General features: G+C 69.9%; 19 protein-coding genes. 4 read left to right on the top strand and 15 right to left on the bottom strand.

What is annotated here, in order from left to right; all coding sequences use genetic code 11:
* Positions 1-37: 37 nt before the first annotated feature.
* The 8 genes from ACRXBZ_RS25210 to ACRXBZ_RS25175 form a co-directional block, all read right to left on the bottom strand.
* Complete coding sequence (locus ACRXBZ_RS25210) at positions 38-1,402, bottom strand: PPE domain-containing protein (protein WP_433881193.1); 1,365 nt, start codon at positions 1,400-1,402, stop codon at positions 38-40.
* 16 nt (positions 1,403-1,418) lie between these two features.
* Positions 1,419-1,967 carry a DUF3558 family protein gene (locus ACRXBZ_RS25205; protein WP_433881192.1) on the bottom strand — a complete coding sequence of 183 codons (549 nt, stop codon included), beginning with the start codon at positions 1,965-1,967 and terminating at the stop codon, positions 1,419-1,421.
* Entirely contained in the window at positions 1,964-2,377 is a 414-nt protein-coding gene (locus ACRXBZ_RS25200) for a hypothetical protein (RefSeq protein WP_433881191.1), read from the bottom strand. The genes ACRXBZ_RS25205 and ACRXBZ_RS25200 overlap by 4 nt, the downstream gene beginning before the upstream one ends.
* 166 nt (positions 2,378-2,543) lie before the next feature.
* A complete protein-coding gene (locus ACRXBZ_RS25195) occupies positions 2,544-3,467 on the bottom strand; it encodes an IS3 family transposase (RefSeq protein WP_433881190.1) in 924 nt (307 codons plus the stop codon).
* On the bottom strand, positions 3,467-3,790 hold the full coding sequence (locus ACRXBZ_RS25190) for a transposase (protein ID WP_433878664.1): 324 nt from the start codon (positions 3,788-3,790) through the stop codon (positions 3,467-3,469). Before ACRXBZ_RS25190 ends, ACRXBZ_RS25195 begins: the two co-directional genes overlap by 1 nt.
* Before the next feature lie 166 nt (positions 3,791-3,956).
* On the bottom strand, positions 3,957-4,493 hold the full coding sequence (locus tag ACRXBZ_RS25185) for a DUF3558 family protein (protein ID WP_433881189.1): 537 nt from the start codon (positions 4,491-4,493) through the stop codon (positions 3,957-3,959).
* A gap of 82 nt (positions 4,494-4,575) precedes the next feature.
* Positions 4,576-4,767, bottom strand: a complete 192-nt coding sequence (locus ACRXBZ_RS25180; protein WP_433881188.1) for a DUF397 domain-containing protein — start codon at positions 4,765-4,767, stop codon at positions 4,576-4,578.
* Positions 4,768-4,976: 209 nt separating this feature from the next.
* On the bottom strand, positions 4,977-6,599 hold the full coding sequence (locus tag ACRXBZ_RS25175; protein ID WP_433881187.1) for a DUF2207 domain-containing protein: 1,623 nt from the start codon (positions 6,597-6,599) through the stop codon (positions 4,977-4,979).
* A gap of 454 nt (positions 6,600-7,053) precedes the next feature.
* Here ACRXBZ_RS25175 and ACRXBZ_RS25170 point away from each other — a divergent pair, with 454 nt between their 5' ends.
* Positions 7,054-8,154, top strand: coding sequence for a neutral zinc metallopeptidase (locus ACRXBZ_RS25170; RefSeq protein WP_433881186.1), 1,101 nt, complete (start codon positions 7,054-7,056; stop codon positions 8,152-8,154).
* 9 nt (positions 8,155-8,163) lie between these two features.
* Here ACRXBZ_RS25170 and ACRXBZ_RS25165 read toward each other — a convergent pair whose 3' ends face one another.
* Together ACRXBZ_RS25165 and ACRXBZ_RS25160 are read right to left on the bottom strand one after the other, a co-directional pair.
* Positions 8,164-8,562, bottom strand: coding sequence for a hypothetical protein (locus ACRXBZ_RS25165; RefSeq protein ID WP_246869061.1), 399 nt, complete (start codon positions 8,560-8,562; stop codon positions 8,164-8,166).
* Positions 8,563-8,698: 136 nt separating this feature from the next.
* Entirely contained in the window at positions 8,699-9,691 is a 993-nt protein-coding gene (locus ACRXBZ_RS25160) for a potassium channel family protein (protein WP_246869182.1), read from the bottom strand.
* Positions 9,692-9,982: 291 nt separating this feature from the next.
* On the opposite strand from ACRXBZ_RS25160, the gene ACRXBZ_RS25155 reads away from it, so the two are divergent.
* Positions 9,983-10,510, top strand: a complete 528-nt coding sequence (locus ACRXBZ_RS25155; protein ID WP_168586721.1) for a hypothetical protein — start codon at positions 9,983-9,985, stop codon at positions 10,508-10,510.
* A gap of 308 nt (positions 10,511-10,818) precedes the next feature.
* Here the strand turns inward: ACRXBZ_RS25155 and ACRXBZ_RS25150 are convergent, their stop codons facing one another.
* The 3 genes from ACRXBZ_RS25150 to ACRXBZ_RS25140 form a co-directional block, all read right to left on the bottom strand.
* On the bottom strand, positions 10,819-11,436 hold the full coding sequence (locus ACRXBZ_RS25150; protein WP_433881185.1) for a hypothetical protein: 618 nt from the start codon (positions 11,434-11,436) through the stop codon (positions 10,819-10,821).
* A gap of 169 nt (positions 11,437-11,605) precedes the next feature.
* Positions 11,606-14,860: an ATP-dependent helicase gene (locus ACRXBZ_RS25145; RefSeq protein WP_433881184.1), complete on the bottom strand. Its 3,255-nt coding sequence runs from the start codon at positions 14,858-14,860 to the stop codon at positions 11,606-11,608.
* Entirely contained in the window at positions 14,857-18,027 is a 3,171-nt protein-coding gene (locus tag ACRXBZ_RS25140; protein WP_433881183.1) for an ATP-dependent helicase, read from the bottom strand. The genes ACRXBZ_RS25145 and ACRXBZ_RS25140 overlap by 4 nt, the downstream gene beginning before the upstream one ends.
* 199 nt (positions 18,028-18,226) lie before the next feature.
* On the opposite strand from ACRXBZ_RS25140, the gene ACRXBZ_RS25135 reads away from it, so the two are divergent.
* Both ACRXBZ_RS25135 and ACRXBZ_RS25130 read left to right on the top strand, forming a co-directional pair.
* Positions 18,227-19,210 (top strand): chitinase, encoded by a 984-nt coding sequence (locus tag ACRXBZ_RS25135; RefSeq protein WP_433881182.1) that lies wholly within the window; start codon positions 18,227-18,229, stop codon positions 19,208-19,210.
* A gap of 205 nt (positions 19,211-19,415) precedes the next feature.
* Entirely contained in the window at positions 19,416-19,703 is a 288-nt protein-coding gene (locus ACRXBZ_RS25130; protein WP_168590132.1) for an MGMT family protein, read from the top strand.
* 39 nt (positions 19,704-19,742) lie between these two features.
* On the opposite strand, the gene ACRXBZ_RS25125 is transcribed toward ACRXBZ_RS25130, so the two are convergent.
* Positions 19,743-20,564, bottom strand: a complete 822-nt coding sequence (locus tag ACRXBZ_RS25125) for a uroporphyrinogen-III synthase (RefSeq protein ID WP_433881181.1) — start codon at positions 20,562-20,564, stop codon at positions 19,743-19,745.
* Positions 20,565-20,600: 36 nt separating this feature from the next.
* On the bottom strand, positions 20,601-21,398 hold the full coding sequence (locus ACRXBZ_RS25120; protein ID WP_433881180.1) for a TIGR02569 family protein: 798 nt from the start codon (positions 21,396-21,398) through the stop codon (positions 20,601-20,603).
* Between the last annotated feature and the right edge of the window lie 75 nt (positions 21,399-21,473).

Below are 21,473 nucleotides of genomic sequence, written 5' to 3'. Positions count from 1 at the left end.
GGTGGTGCCGAAGCCGACGCCACCGGTCAGCACCGGATCATTCGCCGAGCACCGGCGGGGCGGTCTTCGGCATGTCGTTCATCCAGATGTCGTCCTGCTCCTCGAGCCAGGACGGGCGCTCGTGCTCCTCGTCCTCGCCGCCCTTGCCGCGCTGACCGGCACCACCCATGCCGCCCATCGCGCCTCGTCCGGCACCGGCACCTCGAGCACCTGCACCGCCGGCCGCACCCGCGCCGGCCCCGAGTCCACGGATACCGGCCCGGCCACCGGCGGCCATGCCACCAGCTCCGGCGCCCATCCCGCCGGCCATGCCACCGACCATCCCGGCGCCACCGGCGCCGCCGCCGGGGAGACCACCACCGGCGCCACCGCCGGGGAGCCCGGTTCCGCCACCGCCGGGGAGCCCGGGCTGATCGGCCCACTGGCTACCGGTTCCGGAAGGCGTGGTGTAGCCGCCACCGGGGATACGGCTACCGAGATTGTTGGGGTCGTATGCACCGACGGGGAGCCCGCGGTCGGGAATGCCACTGCCGGGAATACCACCGACGGGAACACCGGTACCGATGCCACCTCCGGGAAGCTTCCCGGTCCCGCCGCCCGGCATCCCGCCGCCGGTTCCACCACCGGGATCGCCGGGACCACCACCGCCCCATTCCGTGGGGGGCGGCGGCGGCACCGGCGGCGGCTCCTTGATGTTGCCGTCCGGCCCCTTGTACTGCGGCATCTTCGCGTCGACCTGGGTGAGCGTGGGGCTGTAGACGCGCGCCATCGTCTCCTGCGCGGCCTTCTCCGCCTGCTCCTGCTCCTCCATCTGGCTGAGCGCGTTGATGCCACCGCCGACGATACCGAACGGAATCGAAGCGGAAGCGGCCTCACCCCAGCTGAAGCCCTGGGGCTTCTCGACCATCTTGCTGGCCTGACCGGCGGCCTCACCCGCGGCGTGCAGGTTGTTCCCGGTCATCTCGAAGGCATCGGCGCTGGCCTTCATCCAGTCGGAAGCGGGCTTGCCGACCTCACGAGCGTTGCTCGCGGCCTCGCCTTCCCAGCCCCCATCGACGATCTTGGCGAGGTCCGTGGCGTAGTTGTTCCCGCGCTCGCGCAGTCCCGTGGCCAGCTTCTTCCACGCCTCGGCGACCTCACCGACCTTGCCCTGGTCGATCGACTCCTGGTTGGTCTGGTAGATCTGCGCGTGGCTGAAGCCAGACCAGTTGAGGCACTGCGTGATAGCCGGCGAGTCGTAACTCGTGACGTTGAGGCCGGAGTTCTGCTGCGCCAGCTGGTTCTGCTGCTGCTGGGCGACGCGGCTGGCCTCTTCGCCGTGCTCCTTCCGCTCCTCTTCAGCAGCGCTCTCCCAGCCGAAGACCCGGGAACCCGCGTTGTCGAGGGTACTGAGAAGTCCCATCACTCCCCCTGTCTAATCACTTCGGCAACCGAGAAGCCGTTTGATCGACGATCTTCTTCAGTTCGCCGCACGGATCGGCCACCGAGTCGCGCATCGCGCCGGTGAGCTGGTAGATAGCGACTCCGCCGCCTGCGGAAACAACGTAGTTACAGACACCCTGCCCTGTCGCCCCAGCAACAAGCAGCTCCGCGCCCTCGCGACCGGCAACCGTTGTGGCCGCGTACTTGTCGAAGCCGCCACCCTGGCCGAGGCTCTGCACGGTCTCGTCCGCGTTCTTCTGGAGGCCGAGAGTGAACTTCTCGCCCTTCCACGAGCAGCCCGGCTGGAAACTAACTTGGGTGAACTCCTCGGCCTTCGTCGAAAGACCGAACGAGCTCAGCTCGTCGGGCTTGAAGAACGTGCACGGATCGAAGCCAGCCAGCCCCGCCCCCGACGATGTCGAGGTCGGTGCGGACGACGTCTCCTCACGACCCCCAGGACTCTTACCGCCACCTGCGCATGCAGCAAGCCCGAACAGGGCCAGACCAGCGGCCGCTGCGATCAGGGATCGGGAAAACGTACTCACTGAATACCTCGCCTCAGGTCGTCGGCGTTCTGCTCGTCGGTGGCACGGTAGTCCTTGGCTGCGCCCCGGAACGCGTCCGCCTGCTTCTTCAGTTCTTCCTGCATGTCACGAATCAGCTGAAGAGCGCCGGCTTGACCGTCTGTCGCCTTCTCCTGGAAACGCTGCGCCAATTGCTGGCCGTCGGGGTAGTTCCCCAGTCCCTTGACTGTGCTCAGAGCAGCCGCGTTCTGGAGGAGCACGCCAAGCGCGTCGATCTCCTCTTCGCAGCGCTTGGCGGCCTTGTCGGCCGCGTCGGGATCAAGCGACAGCTTGCCTGAGCCGACCTGCTGGTTGATCCACTGCGTGCGGCCGCTGATCGCCTTCAGCCCTTCCTTGGCTGCGGCGAACCCGCCTGCGTCTGCGCTTGTCATCCCAGACCCCTCTGGACTCTGCGATCTCCCCCGGAAACGATGAACACTTTAACCTGACGCAGGGGCCCTCGTAACGGTTCCCGACAAACCCGAAGACTTCCGGCATCACCCGTTCAACCGCAGGTTGAGGTTCCCCCCGAGTGGTGGACAGGGGGTTTACGGGGATTCAGGCAGCTGCTCGGAGTGAGCTCTCGTAGTCCTCGGGACTGAGCATCCCGATCGCGGAGTGCCTCCGGACAGCATTGTAGAAGCGAACCCAATTGTCAACTGCGACAACGAGTTCCGTCTGTGTGGCGTAGGTATGCCGGTAGTAGTGCTCGTGTTTGAACGTGGACCAGAACGATTCCGCAGGGCTGTTGTCCCAGCAGACCCCAGTCGCGCCCATCGACCGGCGCAGCCCGTGCCGGAAACACGCTTTCACCGTTAGATGACCGGTGTACTCACCGCCACGATCGGAATGCAGGATCGTGCCACGGCACCGGCCGCCCCGGGTAGCGACGGCGGCGTCGATGGCCTCGGTGACCATCTCCGAGCCGATGTGCTCGGAGATGGTGTAGCCGAGCACCTTCCGGGAATGCCCGTCCCGGACCGCGCACAGATACATCTCACTCTCACCGCAGGACAGGTAGGTGATATCGGTCAGCCACACCGCGTCCACGCGGCCCTGGTCGAATTCCCGATCGACGAGGTCCGGCGGGAACGACGCCTTCGGGTCGGCCACGGTGGTTTTCACCTTGAACGTGCGCGGGCTGATGCCCTCGATCCCGATGCCGGCCATGATCTTGGCGACGGTCTTCTCGCTGACCACCTCGCCCCGCGCACGCAGTTCGGCGGTGATGCGGGGTGACCCATAGGTGCCGCCGGATTCTTTGTGTACTTCGGTGATTTTCACTTCGAGGTCAGCCCGGCGCTGCTTGCGTGGTGTCAACCTCCGCGCCGCCGCGCGTTTGACATACGCGTAGTAGCCCGACGCGGACACGTCCAGAAGTCGCGCCATACGACGCACCGAGAACGGCCCGGCGGCGTCTTCACTGCCGTCGGTGTCGGTGCCGGTCTCGGCGAGCGTGTCGGGGCCGGCGTACTTCACCATCAGATCGAACCGTTCGGTTTCTTCTGCATCGCGGCAAAGTACGCCGAGGCTTTTACCAGGAACGCGTTGTCCTTCTCCAGCTCGGCGACCTGTCTACGCAACCGTAGCAACTCGGCGCGTTCCGCAGCCTCCAAAGGCTTTTCGCCGTGAGCCTCGGCCGCGGCGATCCTGCGCCGCTCATCCTTGACCCAGTTACTCAGCAACCCGTCGTTGAGACCCAACTCACGAGCCACTTCAGCGATCGTGCGGCCGGAATCGATCACACGATGCGCAGCCTCGACCTTGTACTCGGCCGTGAACGACCGACGCTTACGAGGTGGCATGAGGACATCCTTCCAGCAGGAACCAATCCTGCCAACGTGGTGTCCACTACCCCGGGGGAACCTCAGGTCACAACGTTGTCACGATCCGATACCGAGCGATGGCAGACAGCGATCGCGCGAGGTGTTCAAGCCGAGCCTGGGACAGCTATACGACTGCTCGGCCCGGTCATTCCGGCAGCCGCGAAGCCGATTGGCTGACGATCTTCTCCGCTTCCCCGCACGCATCGACCGAGTCGGCGAGGCGCCCGGAGACCCCGTAGATCGTGACTCCCCCGCCAGCATCGACCAGCACGTTGCAACCACCCGTGCTTCCGCCGCCAGGAACGTTCGCGACCGCAGCGGAACGCCCGCTGATCGTCTTCTTGTCGTACCGCTCCCAGTTGCCGCCCTTTTCGTAGGAAGCGACGGTCTCGTCCACGTTCTTCTGGAAGGTGAGCGACATCTGCTGCCCCTGCCAGCGGCAACCCGGCTCAAAACTCACCGGCGCGAACTCTTCGCCCTGTGCAGGCAGACCCCAAGAAGTCAACTCCGCAGACTGGAAGAAGGCACAGGGATCGAACTTCTCCAGCTCAGGGCCGCCCGCCAGCGTGGTCGGCGCCTGCGCGGTGGCGCCGCTACCGCTGCCACCACTTCCACACGCGGACAGCCCGACAAGCGCAACGACTGCGGCTGCGACAGCAAAGGGCCGGACATGCTCGTTCAAGGACTACCTCATTTCAGGTCGTCGGCTTCCACTCGTGCGACGTTGCGATCATGTCAGGTCGTCTTGGACCCGTTTCGCGGCCTTACCGCAGGTCGAAGCGGCCCTCTTTGAGGTTGCCTAAGAACTCCCGCCAGCGGGGTTCTTGCACCTCGAAGTGCCCTCCTGCCAGGTTCTTCGAGTCTCGGACGGCCACCGTTCCTGGCAGCAGTGCCACTTCGACGCAGTTCACCGACGCGCCGCTCCGGCTGCTCTTTCGCCACACCAGGTCAGTCATTGCGCAAACCCTTCGCGATCGACTTGATCAGTCTGCGCTGCGGGTGGAATGCCGTTCTGGAGGGCGTTTTCGTCGTCGGGCTGGTGCGCGACTGCTCCGGGCAGCATGCCGGGAGCGGTCGGGGAAGTCTCACCGTCGCGCAGGTCATGGCCGCCGTCGAGCGAGCGCGGTGTGCCGAATACGTCGGCGGCATCGGTTGCGCGAGTGGGTCAGCGCTTGACGGTCTCGTTCAGCTTTCCGACCAGCGCCGGGAAACTCCGCCGGAAGTTCTGCAGGTTCGGGGTTTCGGCCGGGCTTCCGTACCAGTACAGGCCCGGCGTTTCGTCGGCTCCCGGGTCCAGTTCCGCGAATTCCTCCAGCCAGCAGTCCGTTTCGCCCAGCACCACCGCGTAAGGCAATGAACGGGAGAACACCGTCTCGCGGTCCGGCACCGGCAGGGAGCTCGCCGAGACGTCGTGCAGGTAGCCGCGCAAGCCGCGCACCTGCACCACGAGCGCGCTGCCGCGGCGCGTTCGGGCGGGCATCAGGCGTGCGCTGGACATCATCGCGATGCCGCCGATCACCACCCCGATCCCGAGCAGCGCGAGGGAGCTCGTCAGCGCCAGTACCGCCGTCAGCGCCGCGCCGCCGATGATCACGCCGAGCCCCGTCCACCAGAACCGGTTCCGGTCGGCGTCCGGCCGCCGCGCGAACCACTGCTTGTCGACGACCTCCGCGTACAGCGCCGTTCGGACCGGGTTGGCGTCCAGGTCGCGGAGTTGGGACAGCTGCACCTCCGCGGCTTCGCCGACGAGCAGGTCGTAGACCGCTCGCTCGAACGGCCGCAGCGACTCGTCCGCCGGGTTGAGCGGCACGATTCGCCAGTCCTGCTCGGGAAGTTCCTCGATCCACAGGTAGTTGCGGACCGCCAGGTCGATGATCGTCGCGGTGATGTCGACCGGGTCGACCCGCTCGTCGATGACCGTGCCAATCTGGCCGGGCAGCACGCCGTCCGGGGAGGCAAACGTGATCGCGCCCCGTGAGTCGGTCACCAGCAACTCGACCTGGCCCGCGTCCTCGGCGAACGCTTGCACGTCGCGGCCGCGGGCGTACCAGACGAGCCCGAGGCCGCCGATCAGCAGCAGGCCGATCCCGGCCAGGCCCGCGGCCGTCGCCGGCGTCAGCGAGAACGCCCGCGCCAGGCTGAAGTACTCCTCGGTCACCGCGTTCGCCGGCACGGTGCCGGCCGGGACCTTGAAGGCGATGTCCATCCGGTCGCCAGGCTTCAGCCCGTACGTCAGCGCGTGCATCGACTGGGTGTGGGTGATCTCGAACTGGGCGCAGCGGTCCGCGCTGCCCAGCGGGCCGGCCAGGCACATGATCTCCTGCGGCACCTTCGGCGACAGCAGCGACACCTCGACGCGGTCCACCGGCACGTTCCAGCCGCCGGACACCTGCCAGCGGACGGCTTGCAGATCACCGGCGTCGGCCACGGCGCCGCGGACCGAGTACTTCAGCGTCGAGACCCCCGGCTGCAGCGTCAGGTGCACGTTGTCGGAGTCCACCTGAACCGCGCCGCCGCCGTCCACCACCGCATCGGAGACGGTGAACACGCGGTCCGCGCCGGGCCCTGCGGACTGCCGCAGCGGCATCGTGCGTTCCACGTGTTGACCTGGGGGAACGTTGATCTGCTCGGTGACCGATACCTGGCCGTCGCGCTCCAGCTTCAGGTGCACGCTGCTGGAAACCGCGCCGGGCAGCGCATCGACCGGCTGCTCCTGCGCCGCGGCTGTGCCGGGCGCGCCCAACAGCATTCCGGCCAGTGCGACGGCCAGTCCCCATTTGGTCAACACGGCACGAACGATAGCGGCCCATCGCTAAGCTCTGGTCCGCAACGGTGGGATTGATGTGAGGAAGCCGGGGGGAAATGACTGCTTCGTGGCGGCCCGCTGAACCTGGACCGATCGTCCACACTCGACACTCCGCGAGGAAGACCGCATGACGCAGCCGCCCAGGCCACCGCGCGGCCCGCAGCAGCCCCCCGGCCAGCCCTGGCCGCCGCAGCAACCTCGCGGCCCGCAACAACCGCCGAACCCCCAGCAACCTCGCGGCCCGCAGCCGCCCCCGACCTCTCGACTGCAGCCGCCGAGCCCCCAGCCGCCACGTGGCCCCCAGCCGCCGAACCCACAGCCGCAACGCGGCCCGCAGCCGCCCCCGCCCCTCCGACCGCACGCGCAGCAGCCGCCTCCGCCGCCGCAACGCGGTCCGTTACCGCCGCCCCACCCGCAACCGCCGCGACAGCAGCAGATGCCGCCGCTCGGTCCGGTTTCCCGGCCGCCGACGCGCCAGGTCGCGCCGCCCCCGGTCGCGCGCCCGCTACCGCCGTCGATGGTCGGGCGGACCATGCCGCTGCCCAGACCGCAACGGCCGATGCCGCCACCGATGCCGCACCTGGGCCCACCGAAGCGCAAGAGCAACACCGGTGTCGTCGTCGCGCTGGTGCTGGTCGGCGTGGGGTTGTTCGGCATCGGCACCATCGGCGCGATGGCCGCCTCGATCACCTCGAACCGCGCTTCGGACTACAGCTCCACGAGCAGCCGGACCACCACGACTGGTTCCAGCGAGACCTCCAGCAGCAAGAGCACCAGCAGCGAGGACGCGACGACCACGGAGACCAGCAGCTACGACGACGGTGCCAAACCGGTGGCAGAGCTGGGCGACAACCCGGTCAACATCCCGGGCAACGGCGCGATGAACACCCCGTGCAACCTGCCCCGCTTCAACACCGATGTCGCTTCGCAGGACCGCTTCTACCAGGCCGCGCTGCCCTGCCTGATGGAGGCGTGGACCCCAGCCCTGGAGAAGGCGAACCTGCCTGCCCGCACGCCAACCGTGATCACCACCGGAGAGAACATCGAAACCCCCTGCGGAACGCGGCGCTGGAACCAGACCGCGATGTACTGCCCGGGCAACCACACGATCTACATGACCGCGCGCTACTACGCCCAGATGGAGAAGCGCACCAAAGCCGGGGCGTACCTCGGCCAGTTCGCGCACGAGTTCGGCCACGCGCTGCAGGGCATGACCGGGATCAACAGCGCCTACGGCGACGCCTCTTACGACGCGGGCGGCAGCTCCACCGCGGCGGGGTTGGAGCTGACCCGCCGTTCGGAGCTGCAGGCGACCTGTTTCGAAGGGATGACGCTGGCCGCGCTGCAGAACGGCGGCGTCAGCAACGACTACATCTTCCCCGCGCTGGAGGACTCGTCCGGCCGCGGCGACGAGCACAGCGACGTGCCCGATCACGGCAGCATGGCGACCAACGCGGCCTGGGTCGAGCAGGGGTTCCGCAAGAACCGGATCACGGAGTGCAACACCTGGCTGGCGGCATCATCCGATGTCGACTGACGTTTCCGCTCAGCGACGGCGGAGCATCAGGCCGTAGCCCCCGCCGGCGACGGCGGCGAGGGTCAGCAGGACCCAATTGGCGCGCTGCGTCTGGGCTTTCAGGTCGGAGTCGGATCCCGCGGGGCGGACCACGAAGTCCTGGACCGGGTCGGCAGGCACCAGCACCGGCAGCTGTTGGCCGCGGGCGTGGCCGCAGCCGTCGAACGGTGCTTGCCGCGTCACGCCGTCGACCCGGACCTCGACGAGATCCCGCGCCGAGTCCGCGCCGCACGGCCGGGACTCGACGACGGTCGCCGTGGCCGCGCGCATCGCAGTCCGGTCCTCGCCGGCCGCAGTCACCAGTGGCCACAACGTCACGGCAGCCACCGCGATGCCCAGCAATCCCAGGACAAGCAGGATCGGCGCCACCGACGCCGAACCTCGTTGCCTTCCCACGACACCGATATTGGCAGAAGCCGGCCGGCGGCAGCAGGGTCACTCCCCGCAGCATCCGAAACACCGTCGGTGATACGGCTTCCTTGCGTTCACAGGCGGTTTGCCGGCCTCAGGCGTCCGCGGGCGTGACCTTCTTGACGTAGAGCAGGCGGTCGCCTTCCTCGATCGCGTCGGCCTCCGGCGCGTCCACCCGGTACAGCTGACCGTCGCGCACCACGCCGAGCACGATGTCCGAGAGGTGCCGCGGCGAGCCGCCGATCTCCTGGGGCTCGACCTCCCGCTCGGCGATCGCCAGACCGGCGTCCGGGGTCAGCAGGTCCTCGAACATCTCCACCACGGACGGCGTCGAGGTCGCCATGCCCAGCAGGCGGCCCGCCGTCTCACTGGACACCACCACCGAATCCGCGCCGGACTGGCGCAGCAGGTGGACGTTCTCGGCTTCCCGCACCGCCGCGACGATCTGCGCCTTCGGGGCGAGCTCCCGCGCGGTCAGGGTGACCAGCACGGCCGTGTCGTCGCGGGCAGGTGCCACCACGATCGCCCGCGCGCGCGGCACGCCCGCCACCCGCAGCACGTCCGAGCGGGTGCCGGAACCGTTGACGGTGACCAGGCCTTGCGCGGAGGCTGTTTCGAGCGCGCGCTGGTCGGTGTCGACGACCACGATGCGACCGGACTCGGCACCGTCGCCGAGCAACGCGGTGACGGCCGAACGGCCCTTGGTTCCGTATCCGATGACGACCACGTGGTCGCGCACCTTGGACCTCCAGAGTTGGATCTTGAACGCCTGCCGGGAGCGCTCGGTGAGCACTTCCAGTGTGGTACCGACCAGCACGATCAGGAACAGCACCCGCAGCGGGGTGATGACCAGCACGTTCACCAGTCGCGCCTGCGGGGTGACCGGGGTGATGTCGCCGTAGCCCGTGGTGGACAGCGAAACCGTGGCGTAGTAGACCGCGTCCAGCAGGTCCAGTTCGCCGCCCGCGGAGTCCCGGTAGCCGTGCCTGCCGATGAACACGATGAACACCGTGGCGGCCAGCGCGAGCATCGCGCCGATGATCCGGCGGATGATGGACCGGACCGGGCTGATCGTGCTGCCCGGCATCCGGATCACGCCCACGAGCGCGTGGTCGGGCCGCTTGGTCAGCTCCTCCTCGTCGGAGCGCCCGCGGATGAAGGGGTGTGCCAACTGCTTCGGACTGCGCCGCATCATGCCCCCGCCGGCCACGCCGCCGCGCAGGACGACCCGCGCAAGTTCATTCCACTCACGGCGGAGAACAGTAACCGTTGCCCGGGCGTCCGATGCGATGCGGCACCTGTGGTTTCGACGACGACATCTCCTGCAGGCCGGACGACCTTGTCTGGACATCGCGGCGCGGCGGCATACCATGCAGCGGTGCAGCAACTTCAGCACGCGGCTCGTGCCCTGGGGTGGGACGGTCAGTTGATCCCGGACGTCGAGGTCCTCGGTGCGCGCTTCGCCGCCGTGGCCCGGATCCGGCGCGACGTCCACGAGTGGCGCAGCCACCACGGCTGGGGGCCGGAGCTCAACCCGACCTGGTTCCGCTCCTGGTCCGAGCCCTGCATGCATGATCACGTGCCGGTGGCCGCGGTCGACCTGCTCGGGATCCTGGTGCCGGTGTCGCGCGCCCGCCACGCCTTGCACGCGTGCGGGACGCTGCTGACGCTGGCCCCCTGCGCCGTCGTGCTGCCCCCGGACACCGCGTACAAGCCGTTGCGGATGCTGGAGCTGGACTACTACGGCGTCGGTGTGGTCAACGCCGGCTTCGAGGGGCCGGCCGAGCTGGTGGTCGCGCCGGAGGACCGGACCGCGGAGTTCGGGTCGTCCATGTTCGGCCGCTGGTTGCTCGAAGTCCTGTACTCGCGGATCCTCGAACTCCGCCAACTCACGGAGAACGCCTGACGCCCCGCAGCTCGGAACGTCAGGCAAGCGGCGTCGGCCACTTTCTCTTTCTCCATACACGAAACAGCCACCGCGACACGCAACGTCGTACGTCGCAAGTCGCCGCAAGCGGCGAAGCCGCTTGGCCCACCCGCTCAACCTGCACCGCTGCGGGTTCTCGGATGCCGTGCCCGCCCGAAGGGCTCTCGGCGAGGCCAGTCCCCGGCGTGGCGTATTGGACATACATGAGTCGGGGATCCCGGAGTCGAGGCGGCCTTTGAGGTTCCACTACCCGCACCGCCACGCAAGACGGGCCTGGAAACAGTCCCTCAGGCGAGGACGTACTCTTGCCAGTTGAGGTTCTCCGGGTTCCAGCGCATGCCGCGGCTCTCCTTGAGCGCGCGCAGGGCCTGCATCGTGTGCGGCCAGCGGCGGATCACGTTCGCCAGCGCGACCGGGGTCATCAGGTCGGCGGTGCGCCGGTGACCACCGGGGCCGAGCAGCGCGATGCCGCCCGGCGTGGAGATGATGTCGGTCAGCGGGGCCTGGCCGGACAGCGCGGCCTGCTCGACGCTGAGGATGCTTTGCGGCTGCAGTTCGGTCGGCCAGCTGTTGCGGTCGATGTCGGCGGCGACCGGCTGTTCGCAGCTGCCGCACCGGCACTGAACCTCGCTTGCCCAGCCGTGCTGCTTCCACGACCACACCGCGGCACCGCCGGTGTCCAGATCGGACAGCGCGGCGACGTGCGGCCAGGCCCCGACGACGGCGCTGAGCGCCGTCCTCTTCGACGGTCTCGGGTTCCGGCCGGGCCCGTCGAAGGACCAGGTGCCTTCGTCGTCGCGGTGCACCCGCACCAGCGGGGCGCGCATCGCCAGGACGTCGGTGTCGACGTTCACTTCGGATTCCGGTGGCGTCTTTAGCTTCCAGTCCATGTTCATCGCGGGCATAGTCGGCCGCCGCGAACCGCGATCTCAAGCCCCGCCACCCGAACGTGTAGTCATGCCGGTGCGGCAGGTGATCCCGACGACGCCGCCAATTCCGCTGGTCAAGGTCCGTGAGTGTTTTTGGGTGCCATAGCACCGAAAAGTACTCACGGGTCCTGACCAGGCCAAACCGTTACCGCGCGGCGGGGACCGAGGTGATGAGGTTCCGGAGGCCGTCGGCGTCGAGGAGGTCGGCCGGGCGGAGCGTGTAGTCGTGGCGGACGTAGTGGAACGCCGCGCGGACCTTCGACAGCGGCGTTCCGGACAGTTCCGCCCAGGCCAGCCGGTACGCGGCGAGCTGCACCGACAGCGCAGGGACCTGGTCGCCTCCCGGCACCGCGCCGGTCTTCCAGTCGAGGACCGTCCAGCCTCCGTCGGCGTCGGCGAACACCGCGTCCATCCGGCCGCGCAGCACCACACCCTCGACCTGTGTCTCGAACGGCACCTCGACGCGGTGCGGCGTGCGGTCGGCCCAGGATCCGGCGAGGAACGCCCGCTGCAGCTCGGCCAGGTCCTCGTGCACCGGCGCGGATTCGTCGGCTGCGCCGGGCAGTTCGTCGAAGTCCAGCAGCGCGGTCGAGGTGAACCGGTGCTCCAGCCAGGCGTGGAACGCGGTGCCGCGGCGGGTCATCGGGTTCGGCGGGAACGGCAGCGGTCGGCGCAGCCGCCGGGCGAGGCTGCCGGAATCACCGGCGAGTTCGACGAGTTGGCTCACCGACAGGTGGTCCGGCAGCCGCACCTGCTCGCGCCGCTGCGCCGCCGCCGCGCGCTCGGCCAGCAGCACGTCGACGTCCCGCGACCACCCGTCCTCGTCGTCCTCCGGCTCCGCATCATCCACAGTGGACATCGCGGCCCGCACGAGCCCCGCGCCTTCGGCCACCGCCGCGCGGCGCGGACCCAGCGGGTCCACCGGCCACTCCGCGCACCGCATGGCGTCGGCGAGCGGGTTCGTCGCGTCTTCGTCGGGTTCCGGCGTCCACAGGTCGATGGCCCCGGTCCCGGACCCGCGGAGCACCTCGGCCAGCTGCCGCAGGAAGCCCGACGGCCCCTTGGGCCGGTCGCCGTTCTCGCCCCACCAGTGCCCGGACAGCAGCAACGTCCGCTCCGAGCGCGTCACCGCGACGTAGAGCAGCCGCCGCTCCTCGGCGAGCCGGCGCTCCTCGAACTCCTCGTCGTGGATCCCGAGCGCCTCGGTGAGTTCCTTGCGGTCAAGCCCGGACAGCCGGTCGACGTCGAGCCGGGGCAGGTCTTCGGCGTCGCCGCGCAGTTCGGCGGGCAGTTCGGTGACCGAGCGCAGCCACGACGAGGACTTCCGCTTGCCGGGGAAGACGTCGTTGACGAGGTGCGGCACGGCGACGACCTGCCACTCCAGGCCCTTGGCCGCGTGCACGGTGAGCACTTGAACGCGGTCCTCGGCGACCTCGACCTCGCCTGGTTCCAGGCCGTCTTCGGCGCGTTCGGCCGCTTCCAGGTAGTCCAGCAGCGCGGGCAGCGTGGCCGACGGGCTCGCGGTGGCGAAGGCGGTGACCGCGTCGGCGAACGCGTCGAGGTGGATCCGCCCCGCGCCGACCGGCCGCGCCATGCTCTCGATGTCCAGCAGCAACGTCCGCTCGACGTCCGCGACGAGCTCCGGTAGCGGCTGGTCGAGGCGGCGCCGCAAGGTGGCGAGCTCGCGTCCCAGGCGTCGGATGCGCCGGTAGCCGTCGCCGGAATAGCGCTGCGCATCGCCGGGATCGTCAAGCGCGTCCACCAGCCCGGCCTGCTCCGCGTTCTCGCCCGGCAGCGCCGCGGTGACCACAGCAGTGGGATCGGCGGTCTCCGGTGTCCCGAAGGCTTGCGCGCCGAGTTCCCGCGCGCGATCCCACAGCGCCGCGATGTCGGCCGCCCCGAGGCGCCAGCGCGAGCCGGTGAGCAGCCGCATCGCTGCCGTCCCGCCGAGCGGGTCCACCAGCATCCGCAGTGCGCTGACCAGGTCGCGCACCTCGGGCTCGTCGAGCAGCCCGCCGAGCCCGACGACCTCGACCGGCAGACCGCGTTCCCGCAGCGCCGCCGCGATGTCGGTCATGTCGGCGCGGCGGCGCACCAGCACCGCCGCGGTCGGCGGCCGTCCCGTCTCGTCCAGCGTCGCCTGCCACTGCGCGGTGACCTGGTCGGCGACCCAGTCGCGTTCGGCCCGCACGTGTTCGCTCAGCGCCAGCCGGATATCGCCGGCCTCGGCGCCGTCCCTGGCGCGCAGCTCGTCGACTTCCAGGCCGGTTTCGCGCAGCGGCCCCGAAACCGCGTTGGCGGCGTGCAGGACTTCCGCCGGGTTGCGGAAGCTCGTCAACAGCCCGTACCGGTGCGCCGGAGCCTTTCGGCCTTCCTCGATGCGCGGGAAGTCGGTGGTGAAGCGCGGGAGGTTCGCCGCGCTCGCGCCGCGCCAGCCGTAGATGGCCTGCGCCGGGTCGCCGACCGCGGTGACCGGCAGCGGACGCTCGCGCCCGAACAGCGAGCGCAGCAGAACCCGTTGCGCGTGGCCGGTGTCCTGGTACTCGTCCAGCAGCACCGCGCCGTACCGGGCACGTTCGCCGTCGACGACTTCCGGGTGTTCGGCGGCCAGCAGCGCGGCCAGCGACATCTGGTCGGCGAAGTCCATCGCGCCTTCGCGCCGCTTGCGCTGCGCGTACTCCTCGACCAGCGGCATCAGCGCGACCCGCAGGCGTTGCGCGGCAACGACTTTCACCAGGTCCTGCGGAAGGTTCGCGCGCTGCCCCTTGGCCCGCGGCGCGTTCTCGACCGCGTGGCAGAGCTTTTCGGCGTGCGCGCGCAGGTCTTCCGGGCTCACCAGGTGTTCGGCGAGCTCGCCGGCCAGCGACAGCAGGTAACCGGTCACAGTGGACGGAACTTTGTCGGTGTCGATGTCCTGGGTCCAGGTCGCGACCACGTTGTGCGCGAGCTGCCAGGACGCCGTCTCGCTCAGCAGTCGCGCGCCCGGCTCGACCGGTACCCGCAGCCCGTGCTCGCCGACGAGCCGCCCCGCGTAGGCGTGGTAGGTCAGCACCGTGGGCTCCTCGGTGAGCACCGCGGAGCGCAGCTGCCCGCTGGGATCGACCTCGTCGAGCAGCCCGGACCCGGCGAGCCGGCGCAGCCGGGCGCGTACCCGGTCGGCGAGCTGCCGCGCGGCCTTGCGGGTGAACGTCAGGCCGAGGATGCGCTCCGGCGTCACCAGCTGGTTGGCGACCAGCCAGACCACGCGGGCGGCCATCGTCTCCGTCTTCCCAGCGCCCGCACCCGCCACGACCAGCGCCGGTTCGGCGGGCGCGGCGATCACGGCGGCCTGCTCGGGGGTCGGCGGGTGCAGCCCGAGCGCCTGCGCGATCCGATGTGGACTGATTTCCGCTCCAGTCACTGCGCGACCTGTCTTCCGGCCGGGTGGACCGGGCAGCAGGTGCGGGCCGGACAACGATCACAGTCCGAGTTCTCGCTGGCCACATAGGCAGGTCCGAGGCTCGAAGCGGCGGCGGTGTGCACCACGTCAAGCCACACCTCGATCCGCTCGGCGTCCAGCGCCTGCTGGACGCGTTCGGTGGCCGCTCCCTTGCGGTCCGACTTCGCGACGTACAGCAGCCGCGCCCCGCCGGGTTCCTCGCCCGCGCCGAACGCGCCCAGCGCGGCAGCCAGCTGGTACACCGCCAGCTGCGGGTGCTCCTCCGCATCGCCTTTGCTGACCGGTGTCTTCCCGGTCTTGACGTCGACCACCACCGGGCGGCCGTCGGCATCGGCCTCCAGCCGGTCCACGCGTCCGCGCAGTCGCAGCCACGGACCGCCCGCCCGGCCCGGAACCGTGACGTCCAGGTCCTTCTCCACGCCGACCTGCGTGAGTTCGGCCCGGGACTGGACCAGCCAGGTCAGGAACGCGTCGAGCATGCCCTCCACGCGCTTGCGCTCCTTGCGGGAGAACCACGGCGCACCGGCGTCAACGGATTTCCAGGCCTCGTCCAGGGCCTTGTGCAGCTGGTCGGTGTCCGCGCCGTCGGCGGCGGCCTGCACGAGCGCGTGCACGAGGGTGCCGGTGACGGAGGCTAGTTCGGCCGTGTCCTGGCCGCCGTGCCGCTCGACCATCCAGCGCAGCGGGCACTTCGCCAAGATGTCCACAGTAGACGGCGACACCTTGACCGGATCATCACCGGTTACCAGCGGCGTCGAACTGGAACTCTCCGGCAACCCGTACCAGGCCTCCGGGCTGGCGCCCGGAACCCCGGCGTTGGCCAGCCGCGCGAGCTGCGCCGCCGCCCGCTGCCGCCGCTGCGGCTCCGCCTCCGCATCGCACACCACCCGCCGCAGCTCGCCGACCAGATCCCCGAGCGCCAGGCCGCGTTCCGGGCGCGCGATCGGCCGCTCCACCGCGTCGGGGTCGCTGACCACGCCCTCCAGCTCGTCCAGGAACCGCGAGGGCTGCTCGTCCTCCCCACGCACCGCGCTGACCAGCAGGTTCCGCCGCGCCCGGCTCGCCGCGACGAGCAGCAGCCGCCGCTCCTCGGCCAGCAGCGGCGCGGTGGCCGACACCCGCTCGGCGTCCACCCCGGACAGCACGTCGACCAGCCGCTCCACGCCGAGCAGCGATCCGCGCAGTCGCAGGTCGGGCCAAATGCCTTCCTGCACACCGGGAATCGCCACGACCTCCCACTCCCGGCCGCTCGCGGCATGCGCCGTCAGCACCGACACGGAGTTGTCCCGGGGGGCGGTGGGCGCCAGCGAGCTACCCGCGATCTGCTGGCTGGTCAGGTAATCCGCGAAACTGGCGACGTCCGCACCCGGCAACCTGTCGACGTACTGGGCGGCCGCGTCGAACAGCGACACCACGGCGTCGAGATCGCGGTCGGCCTGCACCCCGACCGCGCCGTGCCGCTCCGACTGCGCTACCCAGCGCTTCTCCAGACCGCTGGCCTTCCACGCCCGCCACAGCGTTTCTTCCACGGTGTGCCCGGCGGCGACGGAGTCGGCCGCGTTGCGCAGCAGCGCCGCGAGGCGGCGAGCAGGCTCGGCGGCGGAATCTTCCAGAGCAGCAAGGCGGTCGCCGTCCTGCAGCACCTCCACCAGCAGCTCGCCGCTGGCCCGGCTCCCGCCTGCGGCGAGCTCCAGGCGGCGCAGTCCCCGGCGAAGCCGCCGCAGCGCGAGCGGATCTGCGCCGCCGAGCGACGAGGCGAGCAGCTCAGCGGCAGCGTCCGCGTCGAGCGCCTGCGGGCGCGCAGCGCAGCGCAGCAGCGTCAGCAGCGGCCGGACGGCATTGCGCTGCGCTAGCGGAAGGTCGTCGACCGGCAGCGCGATGGGCACACCGGCGGCCAGCAACGCGCGGCGAAGCACCGGAAGCGACAGGCCGGTCGACCGGACCACGACGGCCATGTCGGACCAGGCGATCTCGTCGAGCAGGTGGGCTCGGCGGAGCTGATCCGCCACCCACGCGGCCTCCTGCGCCTCGGTGGCCAGCAGGCGCACCTGGATCGAACCACCTCGCTCGTTCTCGGGCTCGACCAGCTCGCGCTGGGGGCCCGCCCCCGGCAACCGCGAGGCCAGCCGCTGCACCGCCTCCCGGACCGCCTTGGACATGCGGTGGTCGACGGTAAGGACCTCGGTGTTCGTGCCGTCCGGGTCGGCGTCCAGCAGGCAGCGCGGGTCGGCGCCGCGGAAGGAGTACACGGCCTGGTCGGGGTCGCCGGCGAGCACGAACTCGGTGGCCGTGTCCCCGAGCCGCCGGATCAGCCAGTACTGCTGGGGGTCCAGGTGCTGCGCATCGTCGACGAGCACGTAGCGCACCCGGTCCTGCTCGGCCGCCAGCAGCCTGGGATCGGTGTCGAACGCCAGCAGCGCCGAGCCGACCAGCTCCGCGGCGTCCAGTGCGGGGGCTTGCGCGCCGCCCGCCCCGCGCAGCAGCGTGACCTGCTCATACTGCCGCGCGAACCGACCGGCGGCGATCCATTCCGGACGGTTGTGCCGGCGGCCGAGGTTGACCAGCTGCTCGGGCCCGACGCCGCGCTCCGCAGCGCGCAGCAGCAGATCCCGCAGTTCCTCGGCGAAGCCGGGCACGGTCAACGCCGGTCGCAGCGTCTCCGGCCAGTCCTTCGCACCGGTCTCGACATCTCCGGCCAGCAGGTCTCGCACGAGCGCGTCCTGGTCCGGGCCGTTGAGCAGCTGCGGGGGCGGTAGCTGGTCACGCACCGCCTGCAACCGCAACACCGCAAAGGCGTACGAGTGGACGGTCCGGACCAGCGGTTCGGGCGCGGTGCGCAGTTCTTCCGAAGAACCGGTGAGCAACCTGGTGATCTCGGTGCGCATCCAGGCAGCAGCGCGCCGGCTCCCGGTCAGGACCAGGACGTTCTCCGGCGACACCTCGTGGTTGCGGATGCGGTCGGCGGCCAGCTGCGCGATCAGCGTGCTCTTGCCGGTGCCTGGTCCACCGAGGAGCCGGAGGAGGCCGTAGCGATGCGCCAACGCCCGCTGCCCGGCTGCGTCCCAGTTCGTCCGCCGACGAGTGGTTTCAGCTCGGCGAACGAGGACGGGCGTGGTTGGGGATGGCACGCATCGATGGAATCACGCGCCGACGACAAGGTCGCGCAGGGCTCGCGGATAGCTCCCGCTCAACGGGAAATTAACTGAACCTTTTGGTGGTACAAACCAATTTTCCCCTCTGGCAATGTGATGATCGTCACATCGTTTCTCCGGCTGTGACCAGCGGAATCGTGCCTCGGGCGCGATCGAACCCCCGAATGGAGGAACTGTGAGCAAGGTCCGCAAAAGCCTGCTCGGCTGCGCCGCGGTCGCCGGTGCGTTGACCATCGGCGCGGTGCCCGCACTCAGCGCGGAGACCCCGGCCCCGGCCTCGAACACTACGGCGTCACCGGTCGCCGCGTCCCCGTACCTCTACAACGGCTGGGGCAACCCGCCCAAGCCCGGCGAGGTGATGAGCGCCACCGGCATCAAGGACTTCACCCTGGCCTTCATCCTCTCCGACGGCGGCTGCAACCCGGCCTGGGACGGCACCCGTCCGCTGGACGCCGACAAGGCTGTCATCGACGAGATCCGCGCCGGCGGCGGCGACGTCATCCCGTCCATCGGCGGGTGGGCCGGCAACAAGCTTGGCGAGTTCTGCCAGGACCCGCAGTCGCTGGCCGGCGCCTACCAGAAGGTCATCGACGCCCACGGGCTCAAGGCCATCGACATCGACATCGAGGCCAGCGAGTTCGAGACGCCGGCCGTGCAGGACCGGGTGCTGGAGGCGCTGAAGATCGCCAAGGAGGCCAACCCGGGCCTGCAGACCGTGGTCACCTTCCCGACGCTGAACACCGGCCCGAACGACGTGGGCAAGCGGATGATCAGCAGGGCCAACGAGATCGGCTCGAACGTCGACGTGTGGACGCAGATGCCGTTCAACTTCGGCGGTTCGGACATGGCGGCCGACACGATCAACGCCACCGAAGGCCTGAAGGCGGTGCTCAAGAGCACCTTCGGCTACCGCGACGCGGAGGCCTACTCGCACGCGGGCATCTCGTCGATGAACGGCAAGACCGACGCCGGCGAGACCATCGACCACGCCGCGTTCCAGAAGATGGCCGACTACGCCAAGGAGAAGGGCCTCGGCCGCTTCACCTTCTGGTCGCTCAACCGGGACCGCCCGTGCGACGGGGGCGGCGCGGACTCCTGCAGCGGCGTCGACCAGCAGCCGTGGGAGTTCACCAAGATCGTGGCGGGCTTCCAGGGCTGATCGCCTTTGAGGACCGACGTTCCCACTGGTCAGGGCCTGGTCAGGGCCAGGTCAGGGCCAGGTCAGGGCCAGGTCAGGGCCCGTGAGTGTTTCTGGGTGCTATAGCACCGCAAAGTGCTCACGGGCACCCACCTGCACAAACGCCGTCTTCGCAGGGCAAGTGCGGCTTGTCCCGCACCCCCGCCGCTGGAGTACCTTCGGGCTCGTGGACGAGGAGACGGTGGAGCAGGTGCGGGCCGTGGTGGCGTCGATCCCGCCCGGATCGGTGCTGTCCTACGGCGACGTGGCCGAGCTCTCGGGCCTGCGGTCGGCGCGACTGGTGGGCCGCATCCTCGCCGAGGACGGCGGCGATCTGCCATGGCACCGCGTCCTGCGCTCCAACGGCACGGTCGCCGACCACCTGCGCCGCCGCCAGCTGGAACTCCTGCGAGCCGAAGGCGTTCTCGCCGACGGAGCCCGCATCGACATGCGCCACTACCGCTGGGGCGCCTGACCCCGAACGACAAGCACAGAACTGTCCTTATTGGACGAACTACTTCCCCTTGTGCTTCGGCAATTCGTCGGCCACTAGCCGCACCAGGGACGCAGTGCGGGCGCGGTCCGGCATCGTGTACGGCAGGCCCGCGGCGTCGATCGGCGCCGCCGTGACCGGTCCGACGCAGGCGATGAACACCTTGTTGCGCAACGCATCTCGGAACGGCTCGCCCCGCCCGGTGCGATCCGCACGTGCCAGCAGGTTCGTCGCGGCCGGAGCGCTGGTGAACGGCAGCGCATCCACCTCGCCCCGCACCACCGCGTCGATCAACCGGTCCAGCGCGGGCAGATCCACCGGATCCGTCCACCGGTAGACGGTCACCGGCACCACCTCGGCGCCGGCCGCCCGCAAGGCATCGCGGAACCGCAACATCGGATCGCCGTGCACCTGGAGCACAACCCGCTTCCCGCTGAGATCGCGTGCCAGCAAGTGCTCCAAGACCTCGGCCGACCCCTCCGACGGCGAGGTCCACGACTCCACCAAACCTGCGCCGCGAACCGCGCCCCGCGCCTTCGCACCACGCGCCAGGATCTCGGCCGAGCGCAGCTGAGCCAACAACCGGTCACCGACGCCGTTGGCCTGCGCCGCCTCGATCCAGCCCCGGAACCCGACCCCGGTGACCGCGACGACGTGATCGACCGGCGCGGCCAGGACTTCCTCGGTCGCCGCGGCCAACTCGCCGTCCTCAGGCAACGGCACCGTGTGCATCGCCGCCCCGAAGAGCACGCAGGCACCGCGCCGGGTGAACAACGCTCCGATCTCAGCGGCCTTGCGCTCCGCCGTCACGCCGACGGTGAAGCCGCTCAACACTCCCTGCACGCCCTAATACTCACACAGCGCGAGAAGAGCCGGGGGTCAGAGAACTTCGAGAACCATCTGGGAAGCACGCTCGAGCCCGGTGAGGGTCTGCGAGGACGAGCGCGGGTGCAGGGCGTGCACCGCGAGCCGGAACAGCAGGGCGCGCAGCAGCGCCTGCGGCCAATCGGAGAGGTGCGACCAGCGCTCCACTATGGCCGGGTCGGCACCACCCCACGCCAAGGCGTCGATCACCACCACCGCCGCGGCCCACTCGGCGGACCGCCAGTACGGGTTGAAGTCGATGATGCCGGGCGGCGCGTCCTCTGTGAACAGCACGTTGCCGAACAGGTCCCCATGCACCACCTGCGGCCGTAGCTGGACCTCCCGCCGAGACCCGGCGAGCACGTCGTAGAGCCGGCCGCCCTTCTCCTGCGGCAGCGCGTATTCCTCTTCGCCCCAGGCCATCCGGTCGGCCAAGGCGTAGATGTCCTGCCGCGCCTGCAGGAACCGCGGCCGGGCCAGGAACCGGCTCGCCGAGTGCAGCCGCAGCGACATAGCCACCACGTCGTCGTGCCGGGGCTCCGCCTGCCCTGCGAGGTTCCGGCTGGCCGACCAGCCGGACACCACCCAGCGCCCGTCGGTGGACCGCACCGGGCGGGACACCCGCACCTCGTCGGGCTCCAGCAGGTCCAGCGTCTGCGCCACCCATGCGGCCTCGGCCGTATTGGCGGCGGACTTGAGCACGATCTCGCCGCACCGCCAGGCGACCGCACCATCCAGCGGCTCGGGTTCTTCGACGCGCGCGCCGAATGCCGCGCGCACGTGCGGCGGTGGCGGCTCCGGCGTATGACTCACGAGCGAAACGCTACCTCGATGATCGCGACTTCCGCAGCAGGCCACTCCGTGCGCCGCGAACACGACATGCCGGCA

Source organism: Saccharopolyspora hattusasensis, from assembly GCF_050972075.1.
GTDB lineage: Bacteria > Actinomycetota > Actinomycetes > Mycobacteriales > Pseudonocardiaceae > Saccharopolyspora > Saccharopolyspora hattusasensis.
The sequence above is the reverse complement of the archived record's forward strand: the minus strand, read 5'-3'. Positions and strand labels throughout refer to the sequence as shown.